Genomic DNA, 12,216 nt, shown 5'->3' on the forward strand with positions numbered 1-12,216 from the left:
CAGTGACGGGCACCAGGCCGCATATCGTCATCGTTGGCGCGGGCTTTGGCGGGCTTGCGGCCACCAAGGCCCTTGCGGGGGCCGCCGTTGATGTGACCCTGATCGACCAGCGCAACCATCATCTGTTTCAGCCGCTGCTTTACCAGGTGGCAACCGCGGCGCTGTCGCCCGCCGATATTGCCGGGCCGATCCGCGCCATCGTCGCCAACATGCCCAATGTCCGCGTGCTGCTCGATGAGGTCACTGGGGTCGACAAGGCTGACAAACAGGTTGCGCTCGGCAGTGGCCGGACGATCGCCTATGACTGGCTGATCATTGCCACGGGCGCGCGCCACAGCTATTTCGGGCGCGACGAATGGGCAAGGCATGCACCCGGATTGAAGACGATCGACGACGCCACCGCCGTTCGCCGCAAGATATTGCTGGCCCTGGAACGCGCCGAGACCGAGACCGACCCAGACCGCCGCAAGGCACTGCTGACCTTTGTGATCATCGGCGGCGGACCCACCGGCGTCGAGATGGCCGGCGCCATTGCCGAGCTGGCGCATCAATCGGTGTCACGCGATTTCCGCAGCATTACCCCGCATTGCTCGCGCGTCATCCTTGTCGATGCCGGCCCGCGATTGCTGACGGCCTTTCCCGAAACATTGTCGGCTTCGGCCCGGCGCGCCATCGAGCATCTGGGCGTCGAGGTGCGCCTGAACGCGCCGGTCACCAACGTTGCGCACGACCATGTCGAAATCGCCGGCGTCGCCGTGCCAACGCATACCGCGATCTGGGCGGCGGGGGTTCGCGCTTCGCCAGCGGCCGAATGGCTCGGCATCGGCGCGGACGGCGCGGGGCGCGCCGTCATCGGCCCAGATCTGACCGTTGCAGGCTGCGAAAACATCTTCGTGATCGGGGACGCCGCCGCGTGCAAGGGGCCGGATGGCCGCCCGCTCCCCGGCATTGCGCCAGTGGCCAAGCAGCAGGGCAAACATGCCGCGCAGATGATCGTGGCCGCCATCGCCGGCCGAACAGCCAAGCCGTTTCAATATCGCCATTTTGGCAATCTCGCCACGATCGGCCGCAGCCGCGCTGTCATCGATTTTGGCCGCGTGCATGTCACCGGCTTTCTGGCCTGGGTGTTGTGGTCGGCCGCCCATGTGTTTTTTCTGGTCGGCTTTCGCAACCGGTTCGCCGTCGGGCTGAGCCTGCTCTGGAACTACCTGACCTTTGCCCGCCACGCGCGAATCATCACCGGCGAAATTCCTGCCGCAATCCCCACTGAAACCCCCAGGGAAGTCCGCGCCGAAATCCGCATCACGCCTTCGCTTCAGCCCGCTCGATAGGATAGATCAATGAAAACACTTCAAGATGAAATCGCAAGCTATGGCCAGATTGTCCTGGTGCTTCAGGGCGGCGGCGCGCTTGGGGCCTATCAGGTTGGCGTTTATCAGGCGCTTGCCGAAGCCGGCATCGCGCCCGATTGGGTGGTCGGCACGTCCATCGGCGCGATCAATGCAGCGTTGATCGCCGGTGGCCCCGCGTCGGCAGCGCTCGATCGGCTGAGCGAATTCTGGAAGCGGGTCGAACATGGCCGCACGATCGATTCGTTCATTCCAACCATGTTTGCAGCAGCGGCGCGCAACATGATGGCGGTCACCCGAGGCGTGCCCAATTTCTACCGTCCCAACACGCCGGCCTTTATGAATGCCAAGGCTGCGCTGGGCGCCGAAAACGCCGGCTATTATTCGGTCGCGCCGCTGGCTGAAACGCTCATTGATCTGGTCGATTTCATCCAGATCAACACCGGGCCAGTCCGCCTCACGGTTGGCGCATCGAACGTGCGGACCAGCGAGATGACCTATTTCGACAGCCGCGACATGACCCTGGACCTGCGCCACATCATGGCATCGGGCGCGCTGCCACCGGCGTTTCCAGCCGTGCGTATCGGCGATGAGCTGTTCTGGGATGGCGGCATCCTGTCCAACACGCCGGTCGAAGTGGTGTTCGACGACAATCCCCGCAAGAACGGCATGGTGTTTGCCGTGCACTTGTGGAACCCGCATGGCGACGAGCCGCAAACGATTGGCGATGTGATGAATCGCCTGAAGGATGTGCAATATTCCAGCCGCGCCGCATCGCACATCAAGCGCCAGCGCCAGTTGCACAAGCTGCGCCACATCATCGCCGAAATGTCGGCTCTGCTGCCCGATGATGCGCGCGCCAGCCTGAAGCAACGCGGCCTCACCGGCTATGGCTGCACGACGCGCATGCATGTCATTCGCCTGCTTGCGCCGGCGCTGGATCATGAAGACCAGGCCAAGGACGTGGATTTCAGCCGCGAAGGTATCCGCCTGCGCCGGGAGGCGGGCTACCGCGACACGTGTGAGACGCTCGAAAAAGCACCGTGGCGCGCCGAAGTCGATCCGACGGAAGGCTTCGTGCTCCATGAAGCCTGCGCCGGAAAGCTGGTCCACACCGCGGCTGCCAATTAACCGCTACGCATCTGCGGGCGCTGCAGTGTAAAACTGGGGTCTAATTCCGAGGAGCAAGCGCATGTCCAATCCCCTGATCGCTGCGCTCGATGCCGAAGTCGCGGATTTGCGGCGCAATGACGGGCCGCTTGGCGACAGGCTGCGGCGGCTTGCCGAGCGCGTTCGCGAACTCTCCCCGGTGTATGCCGACGCAGTCGATCGCTTTGTCATGCGGCTCGAAAGCGTCGGCGCCGGGGCGAACGCACCGCAGGTTGGCGATGTCATGCCGGATTTCATGCTGCCCGACCATGACGGGCAGATGGTCACGCTGGAACGATTGATTGGCAGCGGCCCGGCCGTGCTGGTGTTTCACCGCGGCCACTGGTGTCCCTATTGCCGCCTCACCATGGCCGGAATGGCGGAAATCGAAGCCCGACTGGCGCCGCACGCGCTCGCGGCGATTTCACCCGAGCGGCAACAATATACCCGGGCGCTGCGGGCCAGTGCGGGGGCGGGGTTCCCGTTCCTGAGCGACGTCGGCAGCGGCTATGCGCTGTCGCTCAATCTCGCGGTCTGGGTTGATGACGCCATGGCGCGGCTGATCGCCAGCAGCGGCCTCGACATCCCCGAATATCAAGGCACCGCCGGCTGGATCATGCCGATCCCCGCGGTGTTCATTGTCGGAACCGACGGGCGCGTCATCGCCCGCCATATCGATCCCGATTATCGCCGCCGCATGGAGCAGGATGCTGTGCTAGACATGCTCGGCCGTGTCAGCAGCCAGCCGGCTTGACCAGTCGGCTGATCGCACCAGATTTAGCAGCGCCGATGCTTCGCGCGAACGGGCGCGCCCGGCGACCGAATAGATTGCCACCGTCCGCCGCAGATCGAGCCCCGAACAGTTGATATGCCGAATGCGCGCCGCGTTCATCGCGCTCGCTGGCATGATCGCGATGCCGAATTCGGCGATCACCAGTGCTTCGAGATCGCGATCCGAATCGACTTCATGGGCGTTGTCGAGATTGACCCCGGCAGCGCACAGCCGTTCGGCCTCAAACTCGGCGATATCGGTGCCGGCATGGACAAGGAAGCGCTGGTCGCGGATAAGTTCGACATCAAGATCAAGATCGTTGCGCATCGCCAGCGGGTGATCGGCCCCGACGACCAGGTCAAAGGCTTCGGAGAACATCGGCCAGTTTTCCAGCCGGTCCCAGCTTTCGCCCATCGGCCCGCCGATCGCCAGCTCGACATCACCATTCTTGAGCATCGCTGCAATTTGCGCGCCGGTGCCGCGGCGCAGCTTCAGCTGGAAGCCGGCAAAGCTGCGGTGCATTTCGCGCAATGATCGCATCAGATGCGCCAGATCGAGGCTGCGCGACACCGCCAGCGCCAGGGTCGGCACTTCACCCTTCTTCACCTTTGCCGCGATCGATTTTGCCGCGAGCGCAGCATCAAAACATTGCTGAAGCAGCGGCAGCATCCGGTTGCCGAGTTCGGTCAGATGGCTCAGCCGCCCTTCGCGCCGGATCAGCTCCCCGCCAAGTTCATCCTCAAGCTGTTTGATGGCGCGCGTCAGGGCGGGCTGGGTCACATTGCAGTCTTCGGCGGCGCGGGTGAAATTGAGCGTCCGCGCGACCGACAGGAAGTAACGGACCTGTTGCATTTCCATAAGCACCGCGCTTCCCAGTTTTCGGGTGCTCTTAACCCAATCGCTCCGGGTCGGCTAGCGCGGCCAAGCGGCGCTCGATGTTTATGCCAAGCGCAATGGCAGCGCCCATGCTGACCACGGCCACCCACGCATAGGGTTGCAACAGCGGGATACCAACCAGCAGCAACTCGTCATTGCCGCCGGGGATGAGCAGGCTGCCCCACCCCATCAGCATGCCGCCGCCCAGGCAGCGGATGGCCGCTGCGCGCGTCGGCGCGCGCCGCTTCAACAGCCCCGCCGTCCAGCCGCCAACCAGCGCGCCGGCAAACAGCGCGAACAGCAAGACAAATTTGGCAATGACGCCGCCGGTCCTGCCCTGCGCCAGCGTCAACAGGGCATAAGTATAGGCCCACGGCCCGATAGCGATCAGCGAGATGGCAAAGACAATCCCGATAACCGCCGTGGCGCGGTGCGGGCTCCAGACATGGGCAGCAAGCCCGCCGGCCCGCGCGGCCCGCAGCGCCTCGAAGAGCCGCCACGCCGCAAACAGGGCAAAGGGCACCAGCAACCATGTCGCGTCAAACAGCGGCGAAGCGGCGTGCATTTCGGGGAACTTCCCGATCACCGGCCAGATCGTTGCGCACCCCAGGAAAAAACCCAGCGGCGTCAGGATATAGACCCAGTCACCCGAGCCGAATTTCGCGATTGCGCCAAAAACACAGGCGCGGGTCACAAACGCGCCGATGCCCAGCAGCAGCCCGCCCGCCACGGTGGCCAGCGTCGCCGGATAGCCGATCGGCAGCATCGCCTGTCCGCCCAGCGCCGCCCAGGCCAACAAACCGCCCGCCACCCAGACCGCAGCCTCGAGCAGCCCGAGGATGCGGTCCGCACGGCGTTTGGTCAGCACTTCATCGACGGCGGCAACCATGCACGTCGCGCCGCGCTGGATCGCATAGCCCATGACCGCCGCGCACAAAGCCGCGACAAGAAACGCCAGGCTGAGCACCGCGGCGGGCATGGCCATCATTTACTTGGCAGCGTCGGCGGCAATCGCGCCGGCGACATCGGCCGCCATCTTGAACTGCGCGTCGAGCGTGGTGATGCCGTAACGCTTGGCCATGAACTGGAAATCGGTCCAGGCCAGCGAGACACTGCCATCGGCTTCTTCGACAACCAGCATGCGCACTGGCCAATCGAGCCCGGCATAGCGGTTGGCTTGCAGGAACTGCACACCAAGCGGCGGATTGCCAAAGCGCACGATCGTCGATTTGGCGATTGGCAGCTTCGCCTCGGCACCCTGCTGCTGCAGGTCGATGGCGTCGAAGAAGCGCACGCCCTTGGCGGCAATCGCTGCCTTCAGGCGGGTGACGGTTTCGTCGAACCCGTGGCTGCTGCGAATATGCACCACCCCATCGGCTTTCATCAGCGGCATGCTCGCCGTGGGAGCAGCCTGCACTGCGCTTGCAGTGGTGATGGCGCCCGACAGGGCGAGAGCGAGAAACACCGTGCGAATGAACATAGACTTGCCTCCATAAAAGCCGTGTGCCGGCGGGATGAACAGCCTTTCCGCCATCTCGGCCCCGAGTTGAAATTGCATTGCTGCATCATCTTCATGCCCTGACGCTATGGCGCGGATTGCCCGGTGGCGCGGCGGCGCGGCGGCGCGTTCACACAAAAGGCGGGCAGTTTCTGGCCACGTCAGGCATATGCTACCGCTGAACCATGATCGGCAATCAACCTGGAACCACCGCTGTGAGCAACTGCTGTGAACAACTGGGCCAATAGTCTTCCGTCGCAACCCGACGTTGTGATCATTGGTGCCGGCGCGGCAGGGATCGCGGCGGCGCGAGCATTGATCGCGCGCCGATTCGAGGTGGTGATCGTCGAAGCAGCCGGCCGGATCGGTGGCCGCGCCTACACGGAATCGACGATCTTCGGCGCGCCCTATGACCATGGCTGCGCATCGTTGCAGGGACCGCGTGCCTTGCCGCATGTCGGTCTTGCCCATCAACTGGGGTTCACCCTGCACGATCATGCCAGCGCCGGCGATGTGCTGTTTGTCGGCAATCGCCGTGCCACGCTGGCGGAGCAGGATGCACGCGCACAGGCGTGGAACCGGATCACCACCGCATTGAACAGCGCCAAAGACGACGTGGCCGCTGCCGAAGTGACCGTGCGCGGCGATCCGATGGCAGCCCTTGTCGAGACCTGGATCGGACCGATGGATTTCGGAGTCGATTTTGACGCGCTTTCTACACGGGACTGGAATGCCGATGCCGATGCCGATGCCGGGCACGACCATGATTATCTGGTAAAGCAAGGCCTTGGCACGCTGGTTGCGAGGCTGGGCGATGGGCTGCCGATCGCGTTCAACTGCGCGGCGACAGCACTGGATTGGAGCGGTGCCGGCGTCACGGTCGAAACATCCCGCGGGTCGATTGCGGCGCGCGCCTGTATCGTGACAGTCTCGACCGGTGTGCTGGCGTCGGGCGCAATCCGGTTCACGCCCGGCCTGCCGGACTGGAAGGCGGCCGCCATCGCGGCTGTACCGATGGGCTGTCTGGCCAAGATCGGCCTGCGATTCGATGGTGCCCGTTTTGGCTTGTCGGCCAATGATTACCTGTCTTACACGCCCGAGAATCGGGTGTCGGCCGCAGCCTGCTACTTCCTCACCTTTCCGACCGATCATGACTATGTCGTCGGTTATGTCGGCGGGTGCTTTGGCCGCGACCTCGCATGTGCAGGGCCGGCGGCGGCCATCGATTTCGCGCTCGCCGAGTTCGAACGGATGGTCGGCAGCACGGCCCGGCGCCACTTCGTCAGCGGGCACCTGTCGGAATGGGAAAGCAATCCGCTGACACGCGGCGCCTACGCTGCGGCCCGGCCAGGCCAATCCGCCGCCCGCGCCGATCTGGCTCGGCCGCTTGGCGACCGCCTGTTCTTTGCCGGCGAAGCGATGGCCTACCCCCACTTCGCGCTCTGTTCCGGTGCCCACATCAGCGGTGAGCACACAGCCGCCGATGTGGCAGCCAAACTCAGCGAGATGTAAGCGGCGGCCGCCGGCTCGTTCTCAATCTACGTGAATCGAAAGCGCATCCCCCGGCGCCATAGCCTCCAGCCAGCGGGCGAGCACGGCGCGATCTTGCGCCGCGCAGCCTTCGGTGGGGCGGGCATCCGGCTGGCGGCAGTGCCAGAAAATCGCGCTGCCCAGGCCCGGCGCCGGCGGCGCATCGTTGTGGCCGAGCACCAAGATGATGTCGTAGGCGCCGTCACCGCGCCACAACGCCTCATGGCTGCGGGCATGCGGGCGGGCGACGGGGCGATTATAAGCAGGATCGGCGCTGTCGTCGCTCCAGCCATCCCATCGCCGCAGCCAGCGCCAAGGCAGCTGCGTTTTTGGGGTGGGTAGGCGGTCTGGGCGCAGCAGAGCGGCGCGAATCGGCCAAAGGCCTAGAGGGGTCTTGCCGTCGCCTTCGCGTTTGTCAGCGGCGCTGCACCAGCCGCCCTTGCCGAAGCTGGCGGAGTGGGTTTCGCCGAAGGCGCTGATGGTGCCGGCGGAGGGGTGGGCGGCAAACAGCGTCACAGCAAATGGCCCTGCCGATCGCGTTTGGTGGCGAGATAGGCGGCATTGTGCGGATTAGGCGGCAGATCATGGGCCACCCGCTCCACGGCAAAACCGTGCGCGGCCAGCCCAGCGACCTTCAGGGGATTGTTGGTGAGCAGGGACACGGCGATGACATCCAGCGCCTGCAACATGGCCGCGGCGAGGCTGAAATCACGCTCATCGGGTTCAAAGCCCAGCCGCGTGTTGGCATCCACCGTGTCCCAGCCCTGATCTTGCAGGGCATAGGCGCGCAATTTGTTGAGCAGGCCGATGCCGCGGCCTTCCTGCTGCAAATACAGCAGGATGCCGCCGCCGGCATTGCCCGCGATGGCGGCAATCGCGGCATGAAGCTGCGGGCCGCAATCGCATTTCAGGCTGCCTAGCACATCGCCGGTCAGGCAGGCGGAATGCAGGCGAGCCAGCACCGGCCGGTCGGTGGCCGGGCTGCCGATCACCAGCGCCAGATGCTCCGGCCCGCCATCATCCGGGCGAAAGGCGACCACGTTGCAATCTTCGGCGGCCGCTAGCGGCACGCGGGCGCGGCTGGACAGGCGCACCCGGCTCATGGCGGGCGGCAGGCCCAGCACGTCCGCCGCCGGGCAGGCAATGGCCGCAGCGATGCCGGCCAGCGGTGCCGCATAAACTGCGGGGATCAGGCCGGCATGTTTGGCGAGCGCAATGGCGGCGCGTGCCGACACCAGATCATCGCCCAAGGCGCGGGTGCGAAACGGGCCTTTGAACGGCGTGGCGAGATCGAGCACCGGATCGGCCACGGCGCGGCTGCCGGCCAGATCGAGCCAGTCGGGCTGGTTCACCCACACGGGTTCGGGATCGGCGGCAGCAGCGGCAATCTGGTTGGCCAGATTGAGCGCGGCGGCGCGGCGTGCGGTGATTATCAGCCCGGCGCGCCCCTGCACTTCCAGCGCCGTCAGCGCGGCGGCATCGGCCAGTTCGGCCGAAACGACCGCCAGGCTGCCGACACCGACGATATGGCCGCGGCGCAGCGCATCACTGGCAGCCTGCGCCAGATAGGCTGGCGCGATGGTCATAGCGCTAGCGTGACGATCTGCGGAATATGGTCCGATGGCTTGCCCCAGTCGCGGGCATCGCGCACCGCTTCAAAGGCGGTCGCTGCCGGGGCCAGCGCAGGCGAACACCAGACATGATCCAGCCGGCGGCCGCGATCGGATGCACGCCAATCATTGTTGCGATAGCTCCACCAAGTGAAGAATTTTTCCGGTTCCGGTACAAAATGCCGGGCCAGATCAATCCAGCCGTGGCTTTGCTGAAACCGCGCCAGCGCCTCGATTTCGATGGGCGTGTGCGACACGACATCCAGCAGCGCCTTGTGGTTCCACACGTCGCATTCCAGCGGCGCCACGTTGAAATCGCCAACGATCACCGCAGGATCGGTCAGGTCAGCAGACCAAGCGGTCATGCGTTCCAGAAAATCCAGTTTCTGGCCGAATTTCGGATTGACCGTGCGATCGGCGACATCGCCGCCAGCCGGCACATAGACATTTTCAACCAGCACGCCGCCGGGCAGCCGCACACCGATGTGACGCGCCTCGCCATTGTCCTGCCAATCATAGCGCCAGGCTCCGTCCAGCGGCACGCGGCTGATGGTGGCGACGCCGTGGTGCATGCGCTGGCCATTCAGGAAACGGTGCTGATAGCCGCGCGCTTCGAACATTCCGTGCGGGAACACATCATTGGCGACCTTGGTTTCCTGCAGGCACAGGATATCCGGCTGATGATCGCGCAAGAACTGTTCGACGATATCGGCGCGGGCGCGAACGCTGTTGATATTCCAGGTGGCGATGCGGACAGGCATCGGTAGCGTCTAGGCGAAGTGACGGGCTGCGTCACCTGCCGGAAAACAGGATCGCGCCAAACAGCAAGAACCCCCGGCGCCGGGGGTGTGGCACCGAGGGTTCCTGTCTGCGCTCGTCACGCAAGCAGAGCGATTTTGTATTCAGATGCTTACCGGATAACAGGGGGCAAAACCGGGAAGTCATCGAGTCGCCTGCTGCAATCTGTATGGCCGGCCAGACCTTGCCGCGTCATGAACAAGACTGACAACAGCCGTTCAGGATGCAATCTTTCCTCAACGCGGGATGTCTCGGCGCGGATCCTTGAAGGCAAACGACACGCCGGACAGGCTGGCATTGTAGCGAATATTGGCCAATCGCACCTCGCTGCGCCCGCCTTGGGCATCCAGAGCGGTCCAGCCGGCCAATGCGAGGCCGCCGGGCGCGCCAGCGCTGCGGGTAAAGCGGATGGACAAGGTGCCGAACTCGGGCCGTTTCGGATCGCGGGCGGAGACTTCGATCAGATCGGCGCTGTCAGTGGTAATGCGGGCGATCGGTGCCAGATCCGGCTCGGCCGCCAGCAGAATCTGCAGCGGTGTGCGCCGCACCGGCCATTGGCTGACCTGTTTCACCTCGTAATCCACGAACGACAGAGTACGGCCATCGGCAACGAGCAGCATCCGAGCCGTGTCATACTGAAATCGCACCTTGCCGGGCCGAGCCAGCCATAATTTTCCTGCCAGCACACGGCCATCGGCGCCGGCCTGGGTAAAATCGGCTGCTAGGCTGGTGGTGCCCATCAAGGATGCCGCCACCTCCGCCAGCGTGGTTGCCGCAGCAGGGGCAGCCAGCAACGCGGCGGCAAGGAACAGGGGCGGCAATCGGGAATGGTTCATACGCAGGCTTTACCGGGCAATGGCTTCACCTGCCATGAATGAAAGCTTAGCCAGCAGCGCCCAGATAGCCGAGTTGGGCTGCCTTGAAGATGGTCTGGCTGCGGTTGACGGCGTTCAGTTTCTCACCGGCATTCTGGATGTGAAAACGCACCGTGGCATGGCTGCGCGACAGGATCAGGCTGATTTCCTTGTCGGTTTTCCCGATGCTGGCCCAGCGCAAGCATTCCACCTCGCGCTTGGTAAGCTGGCAATCGCAGGGCAGCCAGCGCCGGGTGCGGTGCGCCTTGGTGTAGCCGGCCAGAAAGCGGTGGGACAGAAGCGCGAATTCATCGGCCCACGCATCATATTCGGCCGACAGATCAATGCGTGCCGGATCGCGCGACAAAAAGCACACGGCTCCTATCTGCCCGAACGGCAGATGCACCGGCACCACGATGGCGGCCTTGGTCAGCGCCCGCTTTTCGAAATTTTCAAGGCTCATTTCGTCAAGATAAGGATTGGGCTGGCGCGTGCGAAAACCTTCGGCATTGGCCCAGAATACTTCTGATTCGTAGCGGCAAGCTCGCGGCAACGGCGATGATAGCGCCAGTTTGCTGTCTTTCCACCAATGTTCGTTGTCGGCAGTCCAGCCATAGACATCGGCGGCCAGGATATTGCCGTCGGCATCCTCCATGGGCGCCTTGGAAGCGATATTGTCAGTGACTACGACATGCAGGCCGCCGCAGCCCAGCGCGATATCCCGCAATGCCTCGGCCGATTTGCGCACATCGGACATGGAACGTATTGAAACAGCGACAAGATTTTCGCGCAAATCCACGGCCTTACTCCCCAGTAAACAAATTGGCGGGATGCCTCGACGGGCGTATGATTCTCACGCTCCCTACCAATTTCGAGGAGGAGATAATCACAGCCACGCGGGGTTCGCAATGGTGTTTGGCAAGATGGTGCTCAGGGCAGTTCTGCGGGGCAGCCGTGACATGCGCCGCGCGCCTGCATTGCCAAAGATTTTATGCCCCCAGTGATGCCTAAATGCTTGCAACAAAGCGACGCTTTGCTACGTTGTGCCGCAGCAAGGGGGCAGCCAGGTGCAGGGGTGTGTGACACGCGATGGCCGCATGGCCGCTGGGGCGGCGAGCCATGCTGCGCTGCAATCCAGAATCGTTGCATTTTTCATCCTGATGTTTGCGATGATCGCACCGGCGCTGCCCGTGCTGGCCGCCGGGCATGATCGCGCCTTGCATCAGGGCGTTGCCAGCTGCAGCAGCTCAACGTGCCATGGCCGGCAAGAAGCTACCGGGCCGCGCGTGCGCCAGAACGAAATGATGACGTGGAGCGACCCGGCCAGCCTGACCGGTGTCCATGCCCGCGCCTGGCGGGTGCTGGAAGATCCGCGCGCCCGCGCCATCGGCAAGCGGCTGGGCATTGCCAATGTTGCGGCCAGCCCGGAATGCATCAATTGCCACGGCGATCCGGCGCCGGTGCGCGGCGCCGGCTGGCAGCAAAGTGACGGCGTTGGCTGCGAAGCATGCCACGGCGGCTCGCAAAATTACCTGGCCAGCCATGCCAGCGTGAAGGCCAGCCATGCCGACAATGTTGCCAAGGGCATGTGGGCAATGAACGATCCGATGGTGCGCGCCGGGGTCTGCCTCGATTGTCATTTCGGTTCGGACAAGCCGGGGCAATTCGTGTTCCACCGCATCATGGCAGCGGGCCATCCGCGCATCGCCTTTGAGCTGGATCTGTTCACCAGCCTGCAACGCCATCACGACGAAGATGCCGATTACAAGGCCCGCAAGAC

13 protein-coding genes are annotated in these 12,216 nt (G+C 64.1%); 5 read left to right on the forward strand and 8 right to left on the reverse strand.

Annotated elements, in window-relative coordinates:
• From ABWP50_RS09475 to ABWP50_RS09485, 3 genes are all read left to right on the forward strand, one after another.
• A partial coding sequence (locus ABWP50_RS09475) for an NAD(P)/FAD-dependent oxidoreductase (protein WP_502951023.1) occupies nt 1-1,331 on the forward strand: 1,331 nt, incomplete at its 5' end.
• Nucleotides 1,332-1,340: 9 nt separating this feature from the next.
• Nucleotides 1,341-2,480 (forward strand): patatin-like phospholipase family protein, encoded by a 1,140-nt coding sequence (locus tag ABWP50_RS09480; protein ID WP_353217752.1) that lies wholly within the window; start codon nt 1,341-1,343, stop codon nt 2,478-2,480.
• 61 nt (nt 2,481-2,541) lie between these two features.
• Nucleotides 2,542-3,252, forward strand: a complete 711-nt coding sequence (locus ABWP50_RS09485) for a peroxiredoxin-like family protein (protein WP_353217753.1) — start codon at nt 2,542-2,544, stop codon at nt 3,250-3,252.
• Here ABWP50_RS09485 and ABWP50_RS09490 read toward each other — a convergent pair.
• From ABWP50_RS09490 to ABWP50_RS09500, 3 genes are read right to left on the reverse strand one after another with little or no spacing between them, the layout of a single operon-like run.
• Complete coding sequence (locus tag ABWP50_RS09490; RefSeq protein WP_353217754.1) at nt 3,214-4,122, reverse strand: LysR family transcriptional regulator; 909 nt, start codon at nt 4,120-4,122, stop codon at nt 3,214-3,216. The two genes, ABWP50_RS09485 and ABWP50_RS09490, sit on opposite strands and share 39 nt — an antisense overlap.
• Nucleotides 4,123-4,159: 37 nt before the next feature.
• The gene (locus ABWP50_RS09495; RefSeq protein WP_353217755.1) at nt 4,160-5,134 is read right to left on the reverse strand and encodes a YeeE/YedE thiosulfate transporter family protein; all 975 of its coding nucleotides are present in this window, start codon (nt 5,132-5,134) and stop codon (nt 4,160-4,162) included.
• Nucleotides 5,135-5,704: a DUF302 domain-containing protein gene (locus ABWP50_RS09500; protein ID WP_353217756.1), complete on the reverse strand. Its 570-nt coding sequence runs from the start codon at nt 5,702-5,704 to the stop codon at nt 5,135-5,137.
• Nucleotides 5,705-5,914: 210 nt separating this feature from the next.
• Between ABWP50_RS09500 and ABWP50_RS09505 the strand changes: the two genes are divergently transcribed.
• Nucleotides 5,915-7,156 carry a flavin monoamine oxidase family protein gene (locus ABWP50_RS09505; protein ID WP_353217763.1) on the forward strand — a complete coding sequence of 414 codons (1,242 nt, stop codon included), beginning with the start codon at nt 5,915-5,917 and terminating at the stop codon, nt 7,154-7,156.
• Between the two features lie 21 nt (nt 7,157-7,177).
• Here the strand turns inward: ABWP50_RS09505 and ABWP50_RS09510 are convergent, their stop codons facing one another.
• The 5 genes from ABWP50_RS09510 to ABWP50_RS09530 all read right to left on the reverse strand — a co-directional run bounded on the left by ABWP50_RS09510 (nt 7,178) and on the right by ABWP50_RS09530 (nt 11,193).
• Nucleotides 7,178-7,690, reverse strand: coding sequence for a L,D-transpeptidase family protein (locus ABWP50_RS09510; protein ID WP_353217757.1), 513 nt, complete (start codon nt 7,688-7,690; stop codon nt 7,178-7,180).
• Entirely contained in the window at nt 7,687-8,760 is a 1,074-nt protein-coding gene (locus ABWP50_RS09515) for a GTP cyclohydrolase II (RefSeq protein WP_353217758.1), read from the reverse strand. Before ABWP50_RS09515 ends, ABWP50_RS09510 begins: the two co-directional genes overlap by 4 nt.
• Nucleotides 8,757-9,545: an exodeoxyribonuclease III gene (locus ABWP50_RS09520; protein ID WP_353217759.1), complete on the reverse strand. Its 789-nt coding sequence runs from the start codon at nt 9,543-9,545 to the stop codon at nt 8,757-8,759. The genes ABWP50_RS09515 and ABWP50_RS09520 overlap by 4 nt, the downstream gene beginning before the upstream one ends.
• 273 nt (nt 9,546-9,818) lie before the next feature.
• On the reverse strand, nt 9,819-10,418 hold the full coding sequence (locus ABWP50_RS09525) for an outer-membrane lipoprotein carrier protein LolA (RefSeq protein WP_353217760.1): 600 nt from the start codon (nt 10,416-10,418) through the stop codon (nt 9,819-9,821).
• Nucleotides 10,419-10,464: 46 nt separating this feature from the next.
• Entirely contained in the window at nt 10,465-11,193 is a 729-nt protein-coding gene (locus tag ABWP50_RS09530; RefSeq protein ID WP_353217761.1) for a helix-turn-helix transcriptional regulator, read from the reverse strand.
• A gap of 403 nt (nt 11,194-11,596) precedes the next feature.
• On the opposite strand from ABWP50_RS09530, the gene ABWP50_RS09535 reads away from it, so the two are divergent.
• On the forward strand, nt 11,597-12,216 hold a 620-nt coding region (locus ABWP50_RS09535; RefSeq protein WP_353217762.1), incomplete at its 3' end, for a multiheme c-type cytochrome.

Source organism: Sandarakinorhabdus sp. (assembly GCF_040398645.1).
Taxonomy (GTDB): Bacteria; Pseudomonadota; Alphaproteobacteria; order Sphingomonadales; family Sphingomonadaceae; genus Sandarakinorhabdus.

What these genes read in the sequence shown, in the direction of transcription:
- ABWP50_RS09480 (WP_353217752.1), top strand. Translation starts at nt 1,341, where the DNA reads ATGAAAACACTTCAAGATGAAATCGCAAGCTATGGCCAGATTGTCCTG.
- ABWP50_RS09490 (WP_353217754.1), bottom strand. Translation starts at nt 4,122, where the DNA reads ATGCAACAGGTCCGTTACTTCCTGTCGGTCGCGCGGACGCTCAATTTC.
- ABWP50_RS09485 (WP_353217753.1), top strand. Translation starts at nt 2,542, where the DNA reads ATGTCCAATCCCCTGATCGCTGCGCTCGATGCCGAAGTCGCGGATTTG.
- ABWP50_RS09525 (WP_353217760.1), bottom strand. Translation starts at nt 10,418, where the DNA reads ATGAACCATTCCCGATTGCCGCCCCTGTTCCTTGCCGCCGCGTTGCTG.
- ABWP50_RS09520 (WP_353217759.1), bottom strand. Translation starts at nt 9,545, where the DNA reads ATGCCTGTCCGCATCGCCACCTGGAATATCAACAGCGTTCGCGCCCGC.
- ABWP50_RS09530 (WP_353217761.1), bottom strand. Translation starts at nt 11,193, where the DNA reads ATGTCCGATGTGCGCAAATCGGCCGAGGCATTGCGGGATATCGCGCTG.
- ABWP50_RS09515 (WP_353217758.1), bottom strand. Translation starts at nt 8,760, where the DNA reads ATGACCATCGCGCCAGCCTATCTGGCGCAGGCTGCCAGTGATGCGCTG.
- ABWP50_RS09495 (WP_353217755.1), bottom strand. Translation starts at nt 5,134, where the DNA reads ATGATGGCCATGCCCGCCGCGGTGCTCAGCCTGGCGTTTCTTGTCGCG.
- ABWP50_RS09500 (WP_353217756.1), bottom strand. Translation starts at nt 5,704, where the DNA reads ATGCAATTTCAACTCGGGGCCGAGATGGCGGAAAGGCTGTTCATCCCG.